The sequence below is a fragment of the Acidovorax facilis genome (assembly GCF_023913775.1).
Classification (GTDB): Bacteria; Pseudomonadota; Gammaproteobacteria; order Burkholderiales; family Burkholderiaceae_C; genus Acidovorax; species Acidovorax facilis.
In genome coordinates, this window is sequence record NZ_JAMXAX010000018.1 from 39,879 (window position 1) to 62,988 (window position 23,110).

Here is a 23,110-nt window from a genome sequence, read left to right on the forward strand (position 1 = left end):
ACGGTAAACCCCGGAGGCGCAACTTCAGAGAAGTCGCAAGGGCACCATTCCATGTCGCACGCCCCCGGACCGGGATGGGGCCAGGGTGCGGATTGTGCAGAACTCACAGACTGGCTTCGGGGTCACCGAGCCAGGGTCACTTGACCTGGGCCAGTGCCTTGTCGAAGCGGTCCTTGCCCATGGCAAAGGCCGCCTGCTCCTTCGCCGCCGTAGCCTTCGCATCGGCCAGATTGACCGGCTTGCCGGCCTGGATCACCCCGACCATGCCCATCATCTTGTGCGGTTGGCAGACGTAGAGGTAGACGCCCTCCTTCTCGACCTTGACCTTGAACTCCTTGTCCGGATCGCTCTTCCAGCCGTTCGCGCCCGGCGGCACCAGCAGTGAGGCGCTGTTGTGGGCGGCTTTTTCGGTTGGCGTGAACACGACCGTGTCCCCCACCGCCACCTTCACGAAAGCGGGCTCGAACACCATGGCTCCGTCCTTGCCGGTGCTGAGCATCTTCACGGTGTGGTCCGCGGCTTGTGCCGATGACGCGACAGCCAGCAGCAGAAGCCCACCCAGGACGACATCCGGGCAAGGCATGGTGGAGAAGCGGCGAAAAACGGCAAACGACATGGCAAAACTCCTTCAAGAGTGAATCGAAATCGGTGGGACGTCATCGGCCCGCTGGGTGCCCAGGGGTGCAGTCTGGGCAGTAGCCGTAGAGCGCCAGTCGGTGGCGCGTGAGTTGGTAGCGGTGGGCCACCGCCACGTCCTGCCGCAAGGCCTCGACGGCCTGGTTGCGGAACTCGTCCACCCGCCCGCACCCGAGACAGATCAGGTGGTCGTGATCGCCACCCTCATTGAGTTCGAACAGCGCCTTGCCCGCCTCGAAGATGTTGCGAGACAACAGGCCCGCCGATTCCAGTTGCGACAGCACCCGGTACACCGTAGCCAGCCCCACGTCATGCCCATGAGCGAGCAGACGCCGATAGACATCTTCGGCGGACAGGTGGCGCTCGCTGCTGGAGCGGATGATCTCCAGCACGAGACGACGCGGCAGCGTCGCCTTCAGCCCGGTTCGTTTCAGATCCTGGTTGTCCAACTCTTGGAGGGTTTTCATGCGCAGATATTGATACGTTCAACACCACAACCGCCGTGGCCATCCCCCCGGCAGTCGTCTCCCAATGCAGCGCGCCGCCACCGTCAACCAAGACGAGTTGCCCGTGCGTTTGTTTAGATCGAAGCTCTCATTCGGCCCCACCACTCCGGCTGACCGAATGACGGATCACACGCTGCATGTGGCGTGCAACTTCTCATCAACCATGCCACCCGGTTCGCCGTTACCGCTCAAGATTCCACACCAGCTTGAGCATGGCGCGGGTCTGGTTGGGCAGCAGGTCGCGCTGTTCGCCCGTGTAGCCCAGGCGATCGAGCGAGAAAATCACTTCCCGGTCCGGCCTCCATAGCCATCGCAAGCGGGCACTGACGCCCAGTTCCTTCGAGACGTTGTCCCACTGCAGCAGCAGGCTTTGAGCCAGACGTGTGCTGGGGGTGTGATCCAGGCGCAAGGAGGCGGTGCGGACGGTGAAACTGCCCGACGGCAGGCGAATGGCATTACGCGCGAGGCCCACCCGCCAGCCCCAGTACGGGCCGGGTTTCCAGGCCAGCTGCAAGGTCTGGTCATCACGATGCCCGTCGTAGTACCCGCCGCTGCGCAACTCCGCTGTCGCCGAAACCGGTCGGGACGGCGCAGTCTCCAGGTACCCGAACAGGTAGTGCCAGCCATAACGGCCTGGCTGAACGGTCACGCCAGGCACTGGGGTATAGGCAGAGGCCAGACGATCCCCTTCGAAAAACACCTCGACCATCACCGTATCGCCGGCTGCATTGGTGTAGCCGATCTCCGGGTTGAGCAACCAAGAGCGCTCGCTGCCGTCCTGCTTGCGACGGAAATTCCAATCGACGCCCGGGACGATGTCCTCACCGCTTCGGGTGCGATGCCACCAGCCCAGTTCTCCCTTCCCACGCGTCACGCCCGCTTCGGCGAGGTAGCCCAGGGCGGGATTGAAGTGCGCATCGATGCGCTGCACTTCGGCGTTGCCCGTGAGGCCGACGTTGGGATACTTCACGCTCGCCCCCCATGACCGGCCACTGCCCAACCCGGCGTTGCTCGATTCCAGCGCCCAGGCATGCGTCTCCAGGGTCTTGCCACCCTCCCCGCCCGGTGGCGCCCAGTTGGTGTCCCGGAACTGGTAGTCCACACCCCACAGGCTGCTGCCGGACGTGCCTTCCGGATTGCCGCGGGTGGCCGTCAGCCCGACGCGACTGCGATGGCCCAGCGGACGCGCGACCCGCAGCACGGCCACATCGGCGGCGCGCTGATCGGGCGCGCCCGGCTCGGTCGGCCCGCCGGCCACCCGAGCGCCAAAAAGGCCGAAATCAGTGCCAGCGAGTTGTCCCGAGAACTTGAGGCCGGCATCCAGGCTGCGCCCACGCCCGGTCGCATCCAGCCCGACCCGGCGCGAGTAGTACGGGATGACGGCGCTCTCCACCAGGCCGCCGAACGTGAAGCGCCCCGCATCCTGCAGGAAGAACTCGCGCTTCTCCGGGCGGAAGAGTTCAAACCGCGTGAGATTGACAGTGCGCTCATCCGCCTCCGCCTCACCAAAATCGATGTTCAGCGCTGCCGTGGTCCGCAACCCGGAAGGGCTCTCGTGGAACACCTCCAGTCCGGGCTCCAGGCGCTGCCGCGCCCGACCTGTGCCCGAGGCGGCCGACGACTCGCTGGTGGCGCGCAGCGAGGCCTTCAGGCGCAGCCCCCAGCCGTCCTGATCGGCGACGATGGCCGGCATGGGCAGAGCATCACCCAAGGAGTACACCTCCTTGTCGGGCTGGATGCCGGCCAGCCGCACACGCTCGCTGCCGCGCGGCATCCAACGTTCGGCATTGACGCGCCAGGTGCGCACCTCGCTTTCGCCGACCGGACGCCCGCGCCCGAAGACCGACAGCGGAATGGTGATGTCGGCACGCCAGCCGTCGGCCTCGATGCGCGCCTCGCTGCGCCACAACGCGTCCCAGTCGAAACGCATCTGCCCGCCGTCGAAAATCAGCGCGTCGAACTGGGCGCCGTTGGCATTGACCGCGAAAAGGTAACCGTTGCGGCCATCGCCATCGGGATCGAACACCAGCGTCACCTGATCCTCTTTGAGCATGCCCTCCACATCCCGACGCATCTGCTGCGCCACGATGGCCGAAGGCTCGGGGTCGTAGGCTCGCACCTGGATGTGCAAGGCCCTGCCGTCGTGGGCCATGCGCAACTCAGTGCGGCGCGTGGGCGCCGATCCGGCCACGGGAGCCACCTGCACAAAACCGCCGATGGGTGCTGCATCGACCAGAGAGGGCACAGCACCAGCGAAATCAGCCGTCGCGGGCAGCCGCAAGGCAGCCATGAGGGTCGGCGACGCAGGCGCTGCATCAAGAGCGGCCGTTGCGAAAGACGCCATCATTGCCGCGGTGAGCGCCACCACCTGGCGGACACGGCCCAAGCCCTTTCCATACAGGTGTGCAAGACGTCGAAAACTGCCGCGGCAACGCGCGCAGCCATGTCCAAGGCCATACAGCCCCGTTATCCACGTCGGCAAGCGCCCGCTGCCGGCGATTCCAGACCGACCAACCGTCATGCCGCAACGGTCAGTTTGCCGAACGGCGGTCTACGCACAGCGAGCCCAGAAGGGGTCTCGATCTTAGTGATCCGAGTACCCTGAACACGGATCAGGCGATCAGCGAACAAAAAATGGCGATGGCCGTCCGGGACGGTCGACTCGGGCGTGTCCCCATCGACCTCGGCCACCGCCAGCGCCGCGTTGCCCTGGGTGACGAGCGACGCCAGGCGGTACGCGCCGCTCGCGATGTCGGTCAGCGCCTCGGCAAGGAGCAAGCGGCGCAGCTGCAGGTAAGGATGGGCAAGCATGGACGGTTCGAATCCGATGAAAACGGCAGAAAGTATCTCAATTCGATACCCTGCTGCCAGGGTGGGCGCGCGACGCGGATGGAACCGCTCCATTGAAGACGGGCGATCCACCGATTTGTTTAAACGCTGCGGTCGCCCATGCGTCTTGGGTGTGTGACCCTCACCACATCGGCCCTGCCAGGCGCTCTCCCGGCCGGCGAATGCCATCCCCTTGTTGAAGAGAACCCACGGTGATTCCTCTGCTCACCCCCTTGTTCCAGGGCGAGTGGGCGCCCCTTGGAGAGGCGCTCACCTGCTCCCCGCGCTGGCCGCCCGATGCCATCCAGGTCTCGCGCCTGATTCGGGACGATCGGCTGCTGGCCGGCGCGATCCGGCAACATGCACGCCGCCGTGGCGTCACGGGCGAGGATCTGCGGGCTGCAGCCTCCGCCTGGAGCATGGACTATCTGTGGGCCCTGCTGCCGCCGGTCGCCGCCGCAGCGAGCGTGCTGCAGCACGGTTTTCCGATGCGCGCCGACCAGGTCGCGGTCGAACTGGACGGCACCGGCACACCGACGCGCTTCCACATCGCACGGGAAGGCAGTTCAATGGCGGGCGAACCGGCGGCAGTTCGCTATGGCCCCCTGCTGTGGCACCACCTCGAACCGCTGTTTGCAGCCATCGCCCGGCAAACACACCTGCCGCAAAAAATCCTGTGGGCCAATGCCGCACGGTATCTGCAGACCATCCTTGAGCAAGCGCTGGCCTTGACCGGAGACGCCCCCCATGTCGCCGCAGACCAGCACGCGCTGCTGCACGAGCCGCACTGGCCGGACCACCAGCGCAACCCGCTGTATGCCCGACAACGGGAAGCCAGACGGATCGAGGATGGCACCCCTGTCACCATCCGGCTGCACCGGCAGTGCTGCCTGTACTACCGGCTCCCCGGCCACGGCTACTGCGGCGCCTGCCCACTCGACCCGCAGCACCGCATTCATCTTCGGGCGGGCGACGATATGCTGCTGGAGACATGCGATGGCGACCGGGACCCCGGTCTGTAGCCGCATGACGAGCTCGAGCCCGAAGGGCGGCCGTCAGCAGGCTGCGAACTCTCTACGCGCCGGTGCGAAAGTCCAGCAGTTCCGAGGGCTGCATGTCGAGGGCCTGCGCGAGGATGCAAATATTGACCAGGGCGATGTTGCGCAAGCCCCGCTCCACACCGCTCAGGTAGCTGCGAGCCAGCCCGCTTTCCAGCGCAAGGCGCTCCTGCGAAATACCCCTCTTGCGCCGAAGGGCGGCAAGATGGGCACCAAAGCGCTTGCGGGGATCGTAGTCGAGTTCCATAGCATTTCCAAAACAGTAGGAAAGCTATAGGGACACGCTCTATGAATCCACGCCCTTTCAGTTCACGCTTTATGAGTCACATTTTGGTTTCCCACAACCAGATGCGCCGGGATGTATCACCTCGCTCATTGCCTGCGGCCCGGTCGTACGCCGGCACTGTCATCGGGCCAACCCGACTCCCTCGCTCAAGTAAGCCTGGAGCACGTTGGCGGTGTTGATGCCGATGTCGTCCACCGCGTAGCCGCCTTCGAACACCAGGACCGTCGGCATGGCCAATCGGCCCAATCGGCTGCCAAACCTCAGGAAGTCGTCGCTGGTCAGCCGAAAGCCCGAGATCGGATCGCCTTCGTAGGTGTCCACCCCAAGTGACACCACCAATGCGTCCGCCTTGAATGCCTGGATTCTCTGCAGGGCCATCTCAAGAGCCCGGCACCAGGCGGCCCCATCGGTCCCCCGCGGCAGCGGCAGGTTCACGTTGAACCCTTCGCCGAGACCGGCACCGGTTTCTTCGGAGTAGCCGATGTAGTACGGGTAATCGGTCCGCGGATCGGCGTGGATGCTCACGAACAACACGTCAGGACGGTCGTAGAAGATCGTCTGTGTCCCGTTGCCATGGTGGTAATCCACGTCGAGGATCGCCACGCGCTGCGCTCCGCCGTCACGCAAGGCCTGAGCCGCAAGCGCCGCGTTGTTCAGGAAGCAATAGCCGCCGAAATAGTCCCGTCCCGCATGGTGTCCGGGCGGCCGCGTCAGTGCGAAAGCCGCCGACTCGCCAGCGAGAACGCGCCAGGCTGCCGTGATCGCGCAGTTGGCGCCCTCGCAGGCCGCGTCCCAGCTGCCGGCGGTCAGCGGCGTGCCCGCATCGAAAGTGTATTGGCCCAGGCGCGCCACGAAACTGTCGGGAACCACATCGGAGCGAAAGGCGCGGATCGGCCAGTACGACGGCAGGGCATCCCTCCCGGCATTGGCCGGATCGAGCGCAACCCATTCCGCCCAGGCGCCGCGCAGGAACGCCACGAAGGACGGCGCATGGACCTTGTTCAACAAGGCCAGATCCATTTCACCCGGCAGCTCGAAGCGCCCCATCCCGCGGCGCAGCAGCTCCTGGCGCACACGTTCGACCCGCGCAGGCACCTCCACACCCTCGACCAGCGCGCCCCGAAACATCTCCACGCGCCCGTGATGGCGCGGATGAACACTGTTGTAGACGATCAGCACCGGCCAATTCCTTGCACCCACCGAGGACTCATGCGCCCGCCAATCCTGCTGCTGCCAACACCGGCCCTGCCTCGTCCGCACCGGTCTTTCGATCCTCGACGATGCGCCCGTTGGCCATGCGCACCACCCGATCGGCCACGTGGAAGTAGCGGTCATCGTGGGAGATGACGACGACGAGATGGCCACGATCCCGCAGTTCCGGCAGCAGCTCGGTGTAGAAGAGGTGCCGGAACGTCGGGTCCTGATCTGCGGCCCACTCGTCGAACACCAGCACCTGCCGGCCCTCCAGATAGGCGTGCACCAAGGCCAACCGCTTGCGTTGCCCGGTGGACAGATCCAGGGTGTTGAATGCCCCCTCCTTGACGCTCACCTTGTGGGCGATCTCGAGACGCTCCAGGTATTTCAGGGCCGCTTGCGTCACGCCCTGCTCGCGCCCCTCCACCTTGCCTCCGGCCAGCAGATCCTCGAACAGGTAGAAGTCCGCGAAAACGGTCGTGAACAGTTGCCGGTAGTCGTCCCGGGTTTCCACCGTCACCGGCTCCCCGTCCAGCAGGATCTCCCCGGCCTTTGGCGGGTACAGCCCCAGCAAGACCTTGATGAGGGTGGTCTTGCCCGACCCGTTGTCGCCGACGACGAAGACCAGTTCTCCGCTGTCCAGGCGCAAGTCCAGCGGCCCCAGCACGAAGCCTTCGGTCGCGCCGTCGGGCGCCTGGAAGGCGTACTGCACGTTCCTCAGCTCGATGGCCTGCTCCAGGGCCACCCGGCTCTCGGGTCGATCCAGGTGCAGGTGCGGCTCCGGATTGGCGAAGTGGGCCGACAGGTCGGCGATTCGCTGAAACGCCACCTTGGCCCGCCCAACCTCTGGCAGCACCCCCAGGATCTGGTCCATCGGACCTTTCAGGAACAGCAGCACCAGCACGAACCCGCTGAGCACGGCGGGCTCCGTGGACCGGAAAGCCGCCCAGCCCAGGATCCAGGCGATCAAGAGGAAGTAAAGCGCGGACCCGAACGCAGTCGCCAGCACATAGGTGTTGATCGCCTTGCTGTTGACGTCACGGATCGCCCCGATGATGCGTTCGATCTGACCGTTGTACATCCGGCTGCGCCGCTCCCGGTGCATGCGAAGTTCCTTGGCCCCGGCACTGATGTCACGGTAAGTCTTGTGCAGTTGCTCCTCATGGTCCCGCGCCTTCCAGAAACCCGACACCCCGCGCGCCTGCGCAAGCAGTTGGGCCACCGTCCCCCCGACCAGCGCGACGATCAAAAAGCCGAACAACGGCAGCGACAGATAGGCCAGGTAGCCCAGGCAGCCCAGGACGGTGGCCACCGAGACCAAGGTCGTGGCGAGGGCGAAGATCACGTCGCTGATCATGTCCACGTCCTGAGACAGCACAGGCATCAGCCGGTGTGTTCGGTACCGCTCCAGCGCATCGATCGGGGCCGACAGGATCTTGCGCGCCAAGCTCTTGCGCACTTCGGCCACCAGGCGCTGGCCGACCCAGTTGGTGGACACGTGCGAGACGGCGCGCCCCAGCAAGGCCGCCAGGCACAACGCCACGAAGGAGAGCAGCACGTCGCCGGCCATGCCGCTGCCGCCGGCAAGCACCTGATTGACCACTCCCAGCAAGGCCACCGTGGCGGCACCCGCGCCGACGCCGGTGATGGCCGACAGCAGGATCCATGGAAAAAACGGCCGCAGCAGCTGCAACAGCTCGCGTGCCTGATTGCGTTCGCTCATCGAATACGCCATGCGCAGACCTCGTCCTATCTGGGTTTCACGGCCGCAAGACCGCGCGCGTCAACTGCGGATCGCGCTGGATGTCCGCCTCGTTGAACGGAAAACGCAGCCATGCCTTGCGCGAATAGCGCGCAACCGGCGCGCTGCCCCGGCCGTTGCTCACGGCGAGTTCGTCCTGTCCATGGGCCAGCAGCGTGTGCGCCTCGACCCCCTTCTCGCCGAAGCGCACCACCTGCAAGTAGCTGTTGGAGACCGCATTCGCATCCAGAACGTCCTTCCCGTCCTCGGGGCAAGCCACGGTGAAATAGCCTGCGCCACCGCAGCCGCCGTAGATCGGCCAGCGTCGACCGCCGCTGCGCACGTAGCGCTGACTTCCCGTCGCCGCGTCCAGCGGTATCCCTTTGGCACTCAGCGCAGCGATGGCCGAGGTCAGCGCCTTGCCCGCCCCACCTTCGCTCGGCATGGGCACCGCCGGCGTGGACAGTGGCGCGTCGATGGAGAAGGAGGTCCGGTAGAGTTTCCCTTCGGGGATCTTCTCCAGTTCGTCCCAGAACGCATCCCACAGCAGCGCCCCACGATCGCCCGCCTCTCCGGTGCTCCCCCAGGCGCGCAGAACGCCGCAGGCCTTCGTGTAGGCATCACGCCCTGCGCTTGCCGGCACGCCCACCCGAGAGCAGGCCTGATCGAGCAAGGTCAGCTTGAACTGCTCCGCGGAATAGGCGCGTGAGCGCAGCGCCTCCTGCATCGCCCAGCGCCCGAGTTCCTTGGACGACCGCGCCCCCCGTTGCAACAGGTCGATCGCGATCTGATGCCCCAGACGGCCGCGGTGATGCAGCGCGGATTGAGCCGCCCCCAGCAAGGAAGGAAATCCGTCGAGCGGCTGGTCGACGTTGGCCAGCCAGTAGCTGTCGTTCATGTTGGCCACATAGTCTTCGCGCAGAAGACTGGGAAGCCGCTCGGCCGGCATGGCACCCGACTGCACCGCCTCTCGATCGACATGCCAGATGCAGGCGGATCGGCTGCCATCCAGGAACGGGGTGCGCGGATCGAACTTGGCGAAGGCGCCGGCAAGAGGCGCATTGCAGGCCTGACGGTGATCATCGGGCACATCGGGTACCGCACCGATGTCCGCATACCAGACCCGCCCATCTCCCTTGCCAATGGCCACGGTATTCACCCATGGCATGGCCGCCTCCTTGCGCTGGATGGCGATGAACTCGTCGAGCGAGCCCGCAAGATTCCACCGCAGAAAATTCCGGTAGACGCGCTGGTTGTCCGCGTTGACATCGCGCACCGCCAGGGCACGTTGGGCAGACCAGCCCAGGGCGGGGTCCATCCGGCCCAGATCCACCACGGGACCGAACCTCGATGTGTACAGCGTCCTGCTCACCTGGCGAGCCTGCCCGCCCTCGTCCGCCACGTCCACGGTGACGGTGCGCGACTGCATGGGCTCGGACACGCCATCGACCAGATAGCGCCTGGGATCCGATGGATCGAGCTCCAACTGGAACAAGCCGAAGCGACGCGCGCTGGAAACCGTATGACTCCACGCCACATGCTCGTTGAAGCCGATCATCACCAGCGGCACCCCCAGGAACCCCACCCCCGCCACGTTCAATTTCCCGGGAATGGTGAGGTGCATCTGGTAAAAGCGGTCCGGGCCACCCCAATACCAATGCGGGTTGCCGAGCAGCACGGCCCCGTCGCCGCCGGTGGCACGCTGTCCCCAGGCGATCACGTTGCTGCCCAACTCGACGCGCGGGCCTAGGTTGTTGGCCAGACGCACCCGCAGTTCCTGCGAACCCACAGCATCGCTCGCCTGCACCCTGCCGGGCGAGGCGTTGACGATGTCGGGGAGAAACTGCAGATAGCCCGCCGTCAGATGCGACGCGTACATCCGGCGGTGGATGTCCTGCGCCGAGATCTCGCGAACCCATTTCTTGCCCAGGCAGGCACGGTGGGCGTGGCGGCGCGGGTGGGCTTGGGCCTCCCGCAGCCAGCGGTTGTAGCCCTGAGCAAAACCCTCGGCGAGGTCGTTCAACTCACGGGGCTGCTCGGCCTGGAAACGCGCCACCGCCGCGTCATCGACAAAGGCCCGGAAGAAGAAGTCCGAGTCGATGTTCTTCGGTCGCCCCACATTGGAATCAACCGAGGGACGCTGCTCCGCGCCAAAAAAAAGAGATCGTCGACCTTCGTTGGTCACGAACGACTCCGCCAGGGTGCACAGCGCGTCCTGCGCCTGCACATACCCGATGCCAATGCCCAAGTCGCGCCACCCGTTCGCCCGAATGTGCGGGATGTCATCGGTGGTGCGCCGGATCTCGATGGATCGCGCAACTGCGGTCATCGCTTCGTCCGACACCTCACGGGCGCGCGCCGGATGGGGCATCAGCAGAGAAAGCGCCGCGATCAGCACCGCACCCGAGGCACACCGCCGCCCCCACCCCCGCGCGATCGCGGGTTCAGCAGGCATGGGCCACTCCCAGCTCGACGCCCAAGACCTTGGCGAGGCCCTGTTCCAGCGCCGGGAAAAGACTTCGATGGAAGTTGTTCCAGCGCAGTTCCAGAATCGTGTCCTCGGGGTCGATGTCGGTGGCCAGGACGTCGGCCACGACTTCTCCGGAGTCGATGCCGTTGTCAACGAAATGGAAAGACGCGCCGGTCTGGCGAACCACGGGCACGTCGATGTACTCCATCGTCTGCCAGTTCACGACCTTCTTGCCCCGCGCGCCATGCAGGGCGTCGAGCGTGGCATAGGCGCCGCGCCGCTGGTGGGGCGAGCCATCCCGCGTGATGCCGGGATGGATGTTGTAGATGCGCCGGGCGAATGGCGCCCCCGGGCGCACCAACTCATCCAGGATAACCAGCAGGCCATCCAGCACGACGACATCGGCCTGCACGCCGCTCAGCGCAGCCAGCAGGCGCTCCTCGAAATCATGCTTGCCACTGGCGCGCCGTGGATCGTTCAGCGGCAATCGCCGGTAGGTCGAGGGCACGGGCGTGAGCAGATCGTTGAGCGCACGCCCTTGGACGGCCAGCCCCGGCGGGTAGAACCACGTTCCCCCAGGTCGGGGCGTGAAGCCGTAGTCGGCCAGCTTGGCCCGGTCCGCGGGAGACCCCTCGTCGTCATCGAAGATCACCCGGTCAAGCACCAGATGCTCGCCCAGGGGCCCCTCGTTGAGCAGGGTCACCAGATGCTCGAGTGGCGAGGGCATGTACCGCGCCTCGGCCTTGTAGTTGATGTGCTGGCCAGCCTTGTCCGCGGCGGCGTTCCTTAGGGACCAGATGTAAACGAGACGTTTCTGAGCCATGGTCGGTATGAAGGGGCATGTTCTGGTGAAGACGCCTGCCAACCGGTAGGCATCCTGATGTCCACGTCCTGATCCGATCCACGCAGCCAGCTACTTTGCGCTCGCGGTCAGGTGTGTTGCCTCATAAGACGCATCAGCCCCTCATCTGTTTAGCCGCGCTCGCGGAACCCGGCGGACTAAACAAACCAGGCCCTTCCCCGTCTTGCTGGCATGGGACCGCCATCACGCCATGAGCTCCTTTGCGCCAGACATCGCCGGTGCGGTGCCATGGCGCAGCCCGTCCGGACCGAGATGGCCCCCTCACGACCGATCTGCGGCCGTGCGTCATCGGCGTCTTCATCGATGTCATGTGCATCGACGATCACAGATGCCCCATCCATCAGCACCACCTCGTGAGGACCACCGCATGCACATCCATGACCTGATCGGAATCGGCTTCGGGCCATCCAACATCGCTCTCGCCATTGCCCTCCAGGAAGAACGGCAGGCAGGGCACCGCCCCATCGACGCGTTCTTCATCGAAAAGCAAGCCGGCTTCTCCTGGCACCCAGGCATGCTGCTCGGCCATGCCCACATGCAGATCTCTTATCTGAAGGATCTGGCGACGCTGCGCAACCCGCGCAGTCGCTTCACCTTCGTGAACTACCTGCACGAACAAGGCCGGCTGCCCGACTTCATCAACCTCAAGTCCTTCTTCCCGAGTCGCCACGAGTTCAGCGACTACCTCGGGTGGGCCGCTCGCCAGTTCGACGACATCTGCGCATACGCCGAAGAGGTCATCGAGGTGCTGCCTGAGCAAAAGGACGGCCACGTCCCCCTGCTGCGGGTGCGATCCCGTGACCAACGGGGCGCCGTGCGGGATCGCCTGGCCCGCAATCTCGTGGTCAGCGTCGGCGGGACGCCCAAGGTACCGGACTGCTTCAAGAAGCTGGCGGGCGAGGCCCGCGTCTTCCATTCAAACGGCTACCTCACCGGCATCGCGGCCAACCGCCAGGCGCGCAAGGTTGCCGTCATCGGAGGCGGCCAGAGCGCGGCGGAGATCTTCGTCGACCTGCACAACCGAGCGGAGCCCACCGACGTCGACCTGATCATGCGCGGCCGGGCCCTGCACCCGTCCGACGACAGTCCGTTCGTCAACGGCATCTTCAACGCGGATTTCACCGATCACATGTTCCAGCAGGACGAAGCCACCCGCGCCAAACTGCTGCAGGAGTTTCACCGTACCAACTACGCGGCCCCGGATCTCGAACTCATTCAGCAGATTTACAAGATCTTGTACGAACAACGGGTCGTGCGCGGCGATCGCCATCACCTGCTGCGGCGGCACGAGGTACTGAGCGCAAATGCGCGCGCAGACGGAGTTGAACTCGTGCTGCGCGATCTGGACCAAAACATGGAACTCACGCGGCGTTACGACGCCGTGGTGCTGGCAACGGGGTACGAGCGCGAGAACCACAAGCCCCTGCTCACCCCGCTCGCCAAGCATCTGGGCGATCTCCAGGTGGACCGCAACTACCGTCTCAGGTCTGCCACCGAGCTCCAGCCAGCCATCTTCCTGCAGGGGGCATGCGAGGGCAGCCATGGGCTGAGCGACACCCTGCTCTCCGTAACGGCCGTGCGCGTGAAGGAGATCATCGATGCACTCGGCTCATCCACCGCGCGCAAGCCTGGCGCCAGCACGGAAAAACTCGCTGCCGCTGCCACCTGAGCGTCACGCCCCAAGGAAGGATCGATGGGTCCCTTCCTTGGGGCAACAAGCCCAACCGAACGCGGAGCACGAACGCAGGCACTCATAGTGGTCAGATGACGGGCATTCGAGTAGAATGGAATGATTGTCATTCCGAATGATGCTACAGAGGCCTCGCTGCCAGGGATTGGAATCCCCCCGATCCCCTGGAGAGACCCGCCCCTCGTAAGCGCCGAGCCCTGCTTCGCTTGGCCTACGCCAGCCATATAGCCACGCCGTGCGTCCGGGAATGGCCTCGAGCCCTGGCGGCGCGGCGTCGGTGATCCACCACAGCCAGCTTGACGCATGCCCCTGCCAGGAAACGTCGTCACTTTGGGGCGCTGGCTGGACCGTGATCACTCGCTACTACCGGGAACTCCTGAACTTCTGCCTTCGCAAGGTCAAGGACCACGACACTGCGGCCGACCTGGCGCAGGAGAGCTACGCGCGCGTCCTGGCCATGCAGCAGGCCGGGCAAGCGGTACTCGAGCCTCGGGCCCTGCTGCGACAAGTGGCCCTGAACGCCAAGATCGACATGGATCGGCGCGCGGAGATTCGGCAGCACGACAACATCGATGAACTCGACGAGGCCGTCCTGCCGACCCAGCCACAACACCTTCAACCCGAGGAAATCTACGCCTCCTCGCAGGCAGCCGAGGCCTATCTCAAGGCCATCGAGGCGTTGCCGACCCGATGCCGCGAAGCGTTCTGCCTCTATGCTTTCGATGAACTCCCGAACAAGGAGATCGCGCAGCGCATGGGCATCTCGCTCAGCATGGTCAACCAGTACATCAGCCGCGGCAAACTGGCCTGCGCCGCATGCCGGCAGACGCAGAAGGGCAGCCATGCCAAGGAATAGAGAACCCTTGCGCGCCGGATTGATCCTGCGGGGTGTAGTTTTGCGCGGCCTCGTGCGTCTATACAAATAAGATGATCCGAACGACAGCCCCCACGGGCTCTTCCTGTTGCTCACCGTCCGCGGATGCCTCTCTCGATGAAGTGGCCTCGCGGGAACTCGAGGCGTTCGTCCGCGGCCAGGATCCGGTCGACGTCGCCGCGACGGACTGGCACACGCGCCGGGAGCAAGGGCTCAGCGCCATCGAGGAGGCCGAGTTCCAGGCCTGGCGAGCAGTTGATCCGGCGCACGCAAGAGCCTGGGCACAGGTGGACGACAGCATTCGCCTGCTTCGCAGCATGCCGGCAGAGCGGGTGGCGCATCTGCTGCGCGCGTCCCGTCGCGGGGTTCCTCCACGCCCGGCAGAGAGTTCACCCCAGCCGAGCATCGACACCCCAGCCATCGGGCAAAAGCGGCGCACGCGCAATGACCCGTGGCGCTCACCCGCGCCGAGCGCCCGCTCATGGTGGCCGCGCGGTTTCGGCGCCGGGGTCGCAGCGCTTTGTGGCGTTTGCACCATGGCCGCCGGCATTGCCTGGTATCAGTGGACACAGCCGACCTTTGCCAACACCTACGCAGCGGAGCAAGGTCAGCGGCTGGACGTGCCGCTGCCCGATGGCAGCCACCTGACGCTCGACGCGGACACCCGCCTGGAAGTCTCGCTCTACCGCAATCGACGTGAAGTCCGCATGGCGCATGGCCAGGCCATGTTCAACGTGGCGCCGGACACCGCCAAGCCCTTTGACGTTCTGGCCGGCCCTGCCCGCGTCACGGTGGTGGGCACGCGCTTTGCCGTCCGCTACATGAAGGACGGCGCCGATGCCGGAACCGTGAACGTGGCAGTGGAGGACGGGCGCGTCAGGGTAGCCGATGTGACCATCGACGCCCGCGGCCAGCCGAGTCCCCAACTAGTAGAACTGTCTGCAGGCCAGGGCGTCCAGGTCTCGCTTTCTGGTCAGATGAGCCAGGTCTCCTCCATCTCCCCTGCCGGCATTGCCCCCTGGCGGCAAGGGTTGGTGCGCTTCACGAACACCCCTCTGTCCGATGCGGTGCACGAACTGGAGCGTTACCACGCCACCCGCCTGGTGATCCGGGATCCGGAAGTCGCAGCATTGCGCATCGGTGGCAGCTACCAGATCGGCCGCCCGGACATCTTCGCACGTGTGCTGCCGCAGATTCTCCCGGTACGCCTGGTCGCGCGGGACGACGGCAGCACCGAGGTCGTCAAGGCGCGCTGACCGCAAGACCACCCGGCCCTGTAAGAAAAAGTTGCGGAAAGGGGTGTACATCTGGACTGGTCGCGCGTCTTTAAGAGTAGTGAGACTTATTTTCATTCACACTACTGCTTAAGGAATAGACCTCGATGCGCCACCCGCACCTCCTCTTCAACCCCGCACCACTCACCCTCGCCATCGCCCTGGCCATCAGCACTCCCGGGCTCGTTCATGCCCAGGCCGCTACCACAGACAAGCCAGTGGCCATCTCCATTGCGGCGCAACCGCTCGACGCCGCACTGAACGAACTCGCCGCAGCCACGGGCGTTCCCGTGGCCTTCTCCCCTGCCTTGGTCGCAGGCAAGAAGGCGCCAGCGGTCAAAGGCAACCTGACCCCGCGCGAGGCCGTCAATCAACTCCTCTCCGGCAGCGGGCTTGTGGCCACGCAGGAGGGAGGGTCCATGGTGATCAAGGCCGCCCGGTCACCTGGCGAGCAAGGGGCAATGCTGCCAACCGTGACAGTGAAGGCGGCGGCGGAGACGGAAACAGCTACCGGGCCGGTGCGGGGCTATGTCGCCAAGCGCAGCACCACCGGCACCAAGACAGATACGTCGATCATCGAGACTCCGCAGTCGATTTCCGTCCTTGGCAGACAGGAGATGGAAGACCGAGGCGCTCTTTCCGTCATGGAGGCTTTGCGCTATGTCCCCGGTGTCGTTGGCGAGCGGGCCGGCGTGGACACTCGTGGACAGGAAGACTGGCTCAATTTACGTGGGTTCTCGGGTTTCGGCACATCGCTCTATCAAGATGGCCTGCGGATGAACACCGATGCCAACAACTACACCAACCAACGCAGCGAATCATATGGCCTGGAGCGCGTCGAGGTGCTGCGTGGACCTGCGTCGGTTCTCTACGGTAAGGGCGATGCTGGCGGCATCGTTAACCGCGTCAGCAAACGGCCGCGAACCGATGCGCCTCGCGAGGTGGAGGTGCAATTCGGCAACCGCAACCGCCGACAGCTTGCGGCAGACATCGGCGGTGCAGCGGACGAACAGGGAACGGTGCTGTATCGGGTGGTTGGACTCGGTGTAGCCGCCGATACGCAAGACGAATACGCCAACGGAGATGCTGTATCAAATAGCCGTATGTACTTGGCCCCCTCTCTGATGTGGGCTCCATCGCAGAACACCTCACTAACAATCCTGTCCGAGTTTTTCCGAGATCGCAATGACGGATTCGCGTTTCGCTATTCGCCGCCCGGCGCCTCTTCCCGAAAGGCCTCGTCCGTACTAGTTGGCGAACCCAGTTTCACGGGTTATGACCAAGATCAAGCAGCTATTGGCTACCAGTTCGAGCACCGATTGAATGACAGCTGGACTGTGCGGCAGAACACACGCCTGTCAAATATCGATGTCACTTACCGCCGCATCACAGCGCGTAGTTTGGCAAGCGATGGGCGCACCCTCGCCCGACGCGTACGCGTGTTTGAAGAAAACAGCAAGCAACTGGCCATCGATACGCATATTGAGGGTCGTCTCAACACTGCCGACGTAGAACACAAGTTGCTATTCGGCCTGGATGCCGAACGCCTGAAGACGAGCAATCTGGCCTTTTCAGGCGAAGTAGGGGCGCTGGACATACTGAACCCGGTTTACGATCAAGCGACGACCGTGTCACCAACGGCCGACATCGGCGACTCCAGGCAGCACTTCCACCAGTGGGGTTTCTATGCGCAGGATCAGATGCGCTTGAACCGAAACTGGTTGGTCACGCTGGGCGGACGCATGGATTGGACCTCAGTTGAATCGCTCGATCACATGGCCGATACAGCAATTGAGCAGAAAGACAACAAGTTCACCGGGCGTCTGGGCATCAATTACATCACCCAATCTGGGTGGACCCCCTACTTCAGTTACGCCACTTCCTTCTTGCCAACTCTGGGCCTAGATGCCAATGGTAACACCTTCAAACCGACGCAGGGTAAACAGTACGAAGTTGGTGTCAAGTATTCCCCTGACAGCGGGCGCAGCCTTTTCACGGCGGCATTGTTCGACCTGCGCAAGAACAATGTGCTGACTATCGACCCAGATGACCCCGACTTCCAGGTACAAAAGGGGGCCATCCGATCGCGGGGTCTCGAGCTTGAGGCGAAAACCCCCATCGCCAGAGGCCTAGACCTGCTCGCCAACTACACCTACAACGACGTCAAAATCACTAAGAGCAACGACGTTGACCTGGGCAAAACTCCGACTGCGACGCCTACGCAGACGGCATCGGCATGGCTGAACTACCGCTTTCAAGCGGGTGACTGGCGTGGCTTGGGTATCGGACTTGGAGTACGGCATGTCGGCTCCACATACAGTGATGAGGCAAACCAGTCTCGCACTCCGTCATTCACACTGTTTGACGCAGCCATCAGTTACGACACCGGCCCATGGCGTTTGGCACTCAACGTAAGCAATCTGATGGACAAGGAACATGTGGTCAACTGCATCGAATCAGTCGGTGGGAGCAAGATATGTAAATACGGCCAAGAACGGACAGTCGTGCTCAGTGCCAAGTACCGGTTCTGAAGAAATACAAACATCATCCTGAGGCCGCATTGACGATCAGTACTCGATCTGCCGCAACGTCTCGTTGACTTCGTCGAGATCAAAGGCGATCAGATCGAGTTCCCCCCCCTTGGATCGGCAGCGACAGTTGCACCTGCGCGGCTGCAATGACGTTCCCCCGGAAACCGGACAGTTCTGAACTACAGGCTGGCCGCTTCTGGGTTGAACTGATCTGCTGTTGACGAATTCGCTCGGGGTCAGGTTGCCGAGCGAGCTGTGTGGACGGTGGTGGTTTTAGTCGTCCTGCCAAGCCTTCAATTTCTCCCAGGCATCGTGCAGCGTGATGAACTCTTTGACATTGAGGAACTCGTCGCGCAGCCGTCCGTTGAACGACTCGATCAGGCCATTATCCGTGGGCTTTCCGGGCCGGGTGTAGTTGAGTTTGATCCCCCGGCGATAAGCCCAATCGTCCAGCGCCTTCGCGGTGAATTCCGTCCCGTGCAGGACTTCATCTCGGTGAGTCCTTTGGTTGTCTGGTAAGCGCTCAATAGACCACGCCCTTGCGGCGCCGAGCACTGCCTGACAGCCTACGTTCCCACGTAGATGAACGTGGGAACGTGATGTCAGACGCAATGGAGGAGTTGTCGCTGCGGCTTGTAGTCGGTCACAAGCGCGACGGCCGCAGTGTTTACGACGAGTCGGCCAAGGCCGAGTTGGTGGCTGCATGCGGCAAGCCCGGTGCTTCGGTGTCGCGTCTGGCGCGCGAGTACGGTTAGGCTCACTGCGCCTTGTCTCATGATAGTGCGTTCAGCGCCGCGTCGAGTTGGCCTGCTAATGTCGGCGATCGGACGATCCCCAGATGGTCGGCGTCGACGCTGTACTGCGTTGAATGCGGCGCTCGCAACCACGCTGCGAAGCGTGCCCGCTCCTCCTGCGGCCTGCTCGCCGACCACCAAACAGTCGTCGGTGCACACAGGCTAGGCACCTCGCATGGCAAGCATGCCGCTGTTTGAAGCACACGCGCGGTGAAGAACATCCCGGTCAGTTCGTCGTCACCCAGTGCTGCATATTCATGAAGCTCCGCTCCGGCAATGCGACCGCGCGTGAGCCGGATGAGCCGCGCGACCTGCGATGGATGGTCATCTGTGCGATCGAGCTGCAGGTGCACCTCCTTGTCCGCCGCAATCCAATCATGCGCATGCTGCGGCAGCAATATCCCGAGGAAGTTTACAAGTTGCTCGCGCAGTGTGGGGATTGCGGCGGCGGTGTCGTGGGGCACGAACGGATCAATCGCACCGACGAATGCGACATCCCGCCCCCATGCCGCCAACTGCGCGGCGATCAGTGGTGCGAGCGCGCCGCCGAGCGACCAACCGGCGATCAAACAAGGGCCGACTGGCTCGTGAATGACGATCGTCTCGGCATGCCGACTGGCCAACTCGGACAAACCGCCAACCACGTCCCGCTGCGTGACCGGCAGGCCGATGAGCTGGCGCCTACCGCCCAACTCACGGGCGATCAATGTGTAATCGAGTACACTGCCCCAGCCGTCGTGCACGACGAATAACGGCAGCTCACCTGGACAGCGCGCGTTCAAAGCAACCGTGCGCGAGCCAACGTCACTGTGGCTGCAGTACGCAGCAATCGTCGGCGCAGCAAACAGCCTCCGGAGCCCGGTATGCAACTTGCCTCCGCGCTCCCGCATCTGCTGGATGACCTTGAGTGCCAACAGCGAGTGGCCACCCAGCTCAAAGAAGTTGTCGTGCCTGCCCACGCGCTCGACACCCAGTACCTCCATCCAGATCCGAGCCAGCGCCTCCTCCACCTCGCCTTGCGGTGCTTCGTAGCCCCGCTCAATCCCGAACTCCGGCTCAGGTAGAGCTTTGCGATCCACCTTGCCGTTGGCGTTCAGCGGCAGCGCCTCCAGCACCACGATCACGCTGGGCACCATGTAGTCGGGCAATTGCTTGCCCAGCCGCTCGCGCAGCAACGCGGGATCAATCGCGTGCCCCACAACCGCCGAGATGTAGCCCACCAGCCGCACACCGCCTGGCCCCTCCTTGGCCACCGCCACGGCCTCGCGCACCTCGGGTTGGGCCAGTAGGTGCGCTTCGATCTCCCCCAACTCGATCCGCAAGCCGCGGATCTTCACCTGGTGATCCAGCCGACCCAGGTACTCGATCTGTCCATCGACGTTCCACCGCACCAAGTCACCCGTGCGGTACAGCCGCCCGCCCCGCTCGTCGAACGGATCCGCCACGAACCGTTCCGCGCTCAAGCCCGCTCGGTTCAGGTAGCCGCGACCCAGCAGCTCACCACCGATGTACAGCTCACCGGCCACCCCTTGAGCGACGAGGTTCAAGGACTCATCCAGCACATAGGCACTGGTCTCGGAGATGGGGCGCCCGATCGGCACCAGGCTTGCCCTGTCGTCCCGGCACGTCCACTGGGTGACGTGAATCGTGGTTTCGGTCGGGCCGTACAGGTTTTGCAGGCTCACGCCTGCGAGGCGCCGTAGCGCCTCGCCTTGTGTGGCCACCGGCATGGCTTCGCCCCCGCAAATCACGTACCGCAGCCGGGTCTGCTCTTCGATGCCTTCATGGGCCAGGAAGGCCTGCAGCATCGCCGGCACAAAGTTCAGCGTCGTGATCTGGTGTCGGCGGATCAGCTCGGTGATCCGCTCGGGGTCACGGTGGTCACCGGGGTTAGCCACCACCAGCCGCACCCCTGCCGTCAGCGGCCAGAAGATCTCCCATGCGGACACGTCGAAGCCGAACGGCGCCTTGTGCAACACGGTGTCGGTTGGCGTCAGACCATAGGTTTGCTGCATCCAGCTCATGCAGCTGACCAGAGACCGGTGCCGGATCGCCGCTCCCTTGGGCCTGCCGGTGGAGCCCGAGGTGTAGATCACATACGCCAAGTTGTCTCCGTGCACCGCCACTTGTGGGTCGTGCTCCGACTCGCCCTCCAACTCCAGCGTGCCTAGCTCAAGAGCGTCCAGTGCATCCAGACCGGGCAACCGCCTGCTCACATGGCTTTGAGTAAGCAGCAACCCAATCCCGCTGTCTTCGATCATGTAGGCCAGCCGTTCCGCTGGATACTCCGGGTCCAACGGAACGTATGCCCCGCCCGCCTTCAGGATTGCCAACAGCCCAACCACCATCTCGACCGAGCGCTCCACCGCAATGCCCACCTTCGCCTCCGGCTTCACACCCAGCCCGATCAGCCGGTGCGCCAAGCGGTTGGCCCGGACGTTGAGCTCGGCATAGCTCAACTGCTCGTCGCCGAACAGCAGCGCAGTAGCTTCCGGCCGTTGCTGCGTCTGTCGTTCGATCAGCCGATGCACCGGTTCCACGTCCAGGTACCGCTGCTCATTCACGCCCCAATCGGTCAGTTGCCGACGCTCCTCCTCGCTCAGGAGTTCGACCTCATCTACCGCCTGCTGCGGGCGTTCGGCCAGCGCCCGCAGCACCGCCACATAGTGCCCCGCCATACGTTCGATGGTGCCGGGCTCGAACAGCTCCCGGGCATAGGTGAAGTTCACGTGTACCCGTCCGTCCGCAGCCTCAATGCTGTCCACCGTCAGCTCGAACTGCGCCCTCTGCCCACCGAGTTCGTAGTCTTTCAGACTCAACCCGGGCAGTTGCAGCGGTGCTAGTCGGTCACTCCGCTGGTGGTTGAACATGACTTGAAACAGTGGATTGGCTCCTAAGTCGCGCTCAGGCTGCAACGCCTCCACCAGTTGCTCGAAAGGCAGATCCTGGTGGATCTGAGCACCGAGCGCCACTTCCTTGGTTTGCCTGAACACCTGATCCAGACTCATCCGCCTGTCGATGACATTGCGCAGCACCTGCGTGTTCACGAAGAAGCCCACCACTGCTTCGGTCTCCACCCGGTGGCGGTTGGCGATCGGAACGCCCACCCGAATATCGTTGTGATCGCTGTAGCGCGACAGCAGTGCCTGCAAGGCAGCCAACAGCGCAATGAAAAGTGTCGCCCCCTCGTCACGCGCCCGCACTTGCAGTCCTCTCACTAGTGCCGCAGGCAACTCAAGCCTATGGCGCGCCGTGGTGTAGCGCCCGTCCGGCCGACGGGGATGATCCACCGGCAATTGCAACACCGGATGCTCGTTACCCAGTTGCGTCTTCCAGTGCTCGAGCTGACACTCTTTCTCCCCGGCTTCCAGCCAGTTCCTCTGCCACACCGCGTAGTCCGCGTATTGAATTGGCAGTGCCGGAAGCTCGGGATCAAGCCCTTGCACCCGCGCCCGATACTGCGCCACGAACTCGTCAACGATCACCTGCAACGACCAGCCGTCCGATACGATATGGTGCATCACAACCGCCAGCACGTGCTCATCGGCCGCCTCCCTGATCACCCCCACCCGCAACAGAGGGCCTCGCTCTAGGTCGAACGGAGTCTGCTGCAGCCGCGTCACTGCGGCTTGCACCCGCCCGGCCCGCTCTGACGCATCTACTCTGCTCACGTCAATTTCTTCGAGATGTACTCCCCCTTCCTTCAGAATCACCTGCTCGGCTAACCCATCCCCGCCCGCACGGAACACCGTGCGCAACGATTCGTGCCGAGCCACCAGCGCATCAAAGCTCGCCCTCAGCGCACCAGTGTTTAGCTCGCCCTTGAGCTTCAATGCACCGGTGATGTGGTATGCCGTGCTCTCAGGGTCCAACTGCCACAGAAACCACTGCCGCACTTGGGCGTAGGAAGCAGGACACAAATCCCATGCCGATTCATCTCGCTTGAGGATCGGAAATTGGCCAATGGCCAAACCCTCCAGTTTGATCTTTTGGTAGACCGCACGCCTTTGCTCGAAACCAAGCCGCGCGAATCGTTCAGCGATTCGGTAGGTTGTGGGACTGTTCATCACACAGCTTCCAGGTTATCCATGAAAGCGTCAATTTCGGCCAAGGACGAGGTGCTCTGCGCCCGAGATTCGCCTGCAATCAACGAGGCCATGCTTGTCAAGGTTGGGTGAGAAAAGACACGGCGGATGGTCAAATCGGATCGCAGCGACGTCTGAATACGCGCCACTATCTGCACAGCCAGCAGCGAATGCCCGCCGAGCTCGAAGAAGTTGTCGTGCCGGCCCACGCGCTCGACCCGCAGAACCTCGGCCCAGATTGCCGCCAGCGTCTCTTCCACGTCGCCCTGCGGCGGCTCGT

Annotated in this window: 17 protein-coding genes and 1 pseudogene; 6 read left to right on the forward strand and 12 right to left on the reverse strand. The window is 63.9% G+C overall.

All coding sequences use genetic code 11. The features are described from left to right. Positions 1-136 precede the first annotated feature (136 nt). The 4 genes from NFX52_RS08415 to NFX52_RS08430 form a co-directional block, all read right to left on the reverse strand. Positions 137-616, reverse strand: a complete 480-nt coding sequence (locus tag NFX52_RS08415) for a pseudoazurin (RefSeq protein WP_055399703.1) — start codon at positions 614-616, stop codon at positions 137-139. A 40-nt stretch (positions 617-656) separates the two neighbouring features. Beyond that, on the reverse strand, positions 657-1,103 hold the full coding sequence (fur, locus tag NFX52_RS08420) for a ferric iron uptake transcriptional regulator (RefSeq protein ID WP_055399705.1): 447 nt from the start codon (positions 1,101-1,103) through the stop codon (positions 657-659). A gap of 220 nt (positions 1,104-1,323) precedes the next feature. Next, on the reverse strand, positions 1,324-3,528 hold the full coding sequence (locus tag NFX52_RS08425) for a carbohydrate binding family 9 domain-containing protein (RefSeq protein ID WP_055399707.1): 2,205 nt from the start codon (positions 3,526-3,528) through the stop codon (positions 1,324-1,326). Positions 3,529-3,659: 131 nt separating this feature from the next. Next, positions 3,660-3,953, reverse strand: a complete 294-nt coding sequence (locus NFX52_RS08430) for a hypothetical protein (RefSeq protein WP_162239776.1) — start codon at positions 3,951-3,953, stop codon at positions 3,660-3,662. Between the two features lie 230 nt (positions 3,954-4,183). Here NFX52_RS08430 and fhuF point away from each other — a divergent pair, with 230 nt between their 5' ends. Beyond that, positions 4,184-4,993 (forward strand): siderophore-iron reductase FhuF, encoded by an 810-nt coding sequence (fhuF, locus tag NFX52_RS08435; RefSeq protein ID WP_055399711.1) that lies wholly within the window; start codon positions 4,184-4,186, stop codon positions 4,991-4,993. 52 nt (positions 4,994-5,045) lie between these two features. On the opposite strand, the gene NFX52_RS08440 is transcribed toward fhuF, so the two are convergent. The 5 genes from NFX52_RS08440 to NFX52_RS08460 form a co-directional block, all read right to left on the reverse strand. After that, positions 5,046-5,276, reverse strand: a complete 231-nt coding sequence (locus tag NFX52_RS08440) for a helix-turn-helix domain-containing protein (protein WP_055399713.1) — start codon at positions 5,274-5,276, stop codon at positions 5,046-5,048. A gap of 159 nt (positions 5,277-5,435) precedes the next feature. Then, a complete protein-coding gene (locus NFX52_RS08445; RefSeq protein ID WP_055399714.1) occupies positions 5,436-6,494 on the reverse strand; it encodes a histone deacetylase family protein in 1,059 nt (352 codons plus the stop codon). A gap of 28 nt (positions 6,495-6,522) precedes the next feature. Further along, entirely contained in the window at positions 6,523-8,244 is a 1,722-nt protein-coding gene (locus NFX52_RS08450) for a cyclic peptide export ABC transporter (RefSeq protein WP_055399716.1), read from the reverse strand. A gap of 25 nt (positions 8,245-8,269) precedes the next feature. Beyond that, a complete protein-coding gene (locus NFX52_RS08455; RefSeq protein WP_238385668.1) occupies positions 8,270-10,705 on the reverse strand; it encodes a penicillin acylase family protein in 2,436 nt (811 codons plus the stop codon). Further along, positions 10,695-11,543: a formyl transferase gene (locus tag NFX52_RS08460; protein ID WP_055399718.1), complete on the reverse strand. Its 849-nt coding sequence runs from the start codon at positions 11,541-11,543 to the stop codon at positions 10,695-10,697. Before NFX52_RS08460 ends, NFX52_RS08455 begins: the two co-directional genes overlap by 11 nt. Before the next feature lie 406 nt (positions 11,544-11,949). Between NFX52_RS08460 and NFX52_RS08465 the strand changes: the two genes are divergently transcribed. The 4 genes from NFX52_RS08465 to NFX52_RS08480 all read left to right on the forward strand — a co-directional run bounded on the left by NFX52_RS08465 (position 11,950) and on the right by NFX52_RS08480 (position 17,951). After that, positions 11,950-13,251: a lysine N(6)-hydroxylase/L-ornithine N(5)-oxygenase family protein gene (locus NFX52_RS08465; RefSeq protein ID WP_055399720.1), complete on the forward strand. Its 1,302-nt coding sequence runs from the start codon at positions 11,950-11,952 to the stop codon at positions 13,249-13,251. A gap of 370 nt (positions 13,252-13,621) precedes the next feature. Continuing rightward, on the forward strand, positions 13,622-14,128 hold the full coding sequence (locus NFX52_RS08470; RefSeq protein ID WP_055399722.1) for an RNA polymerase sigma factor: 507 nt from the start codon (positions 13,622-13,624) through the stop codon (positions 14,126-14,128). Positions 14,129-14,268: 140 nt separating this feature from the next. Continuing rightward, the gene (locus tag NFX52_RS08475) at positions 14,269-15,402 is read left to right on the forward strand and encodes a FecR family protein (protein ID WP_238385669.1); all 1,134 of its coding nucleotides are present in this window, start codon (positions 14,269-14,271) and stop codon (positions 15,400-15,402) included. A 125-nt stretch (positions 15,403-15,527) separates the two neighbouring features. After that, positions 15,528-17,951, forward strand: a complete 2,424-nt coding sequence (locus NFX52_RS08480) for a TonB-dependent siderophore receptor (RefSeq protein WP_252635604.1) — start codon at positions 15,528-15,530, stop codon at positions 17,949-17,951. A 276-nt stretch (positions 17,952-18,227) separates the two neighbouring features. Here the strand turns inward: NFX52_RS08480 and NFX52_RS08485 are convergent. Then, positions 18,228-18,431, reverse strand: a pseudogene (locus NFX52_RS08485) (integrase core domain-containing protein); the annotation flags it as partial. Positions 18,432-18,550: 119 nt separating this feature from the next. Here NFX52_RS08485 and NFX52_RS08490 point away from each other — a divergent pair. Beyond that, entirely contained in the window at positions 18,551-18,706 is a 156-nt protein-coding gene (locus tag NFX52_RS08490; RefSeq protein WP_238385670.1) for a hypothetical protein, read from the forward strand. 17 nt (positions 18,707-18,723) lie between these two features. Here NFX52_RS08490 and NFX52_RS08495 read toward each other — a convergent pair whose 3' ends face one another. Next, the gene (locus tag NFX52_RS08495; protein WP_082437510.1) at positions 18,724-22,812 is read right to left on the reverse strand and encodes a non-ribosomal peptide synthetase; all 4,089 of its coding nucleotides are present in this window, start codon (positions 22,810-22,812) and stop codon (positions 18,724-18,726) included. Then, positions 22,812-23,110, reverse strand: a 299-nt coding sequence (locus NFX52_RS08500; RefSeq protein ID WP_202907191.1) for a phosphopantetheine-binding protein, incomplete at its 5' end; no start/stop codon positions are given. The genes NFX52_RS08500 and NFX52_RS08495, both read right to left, overlap by 1 nt.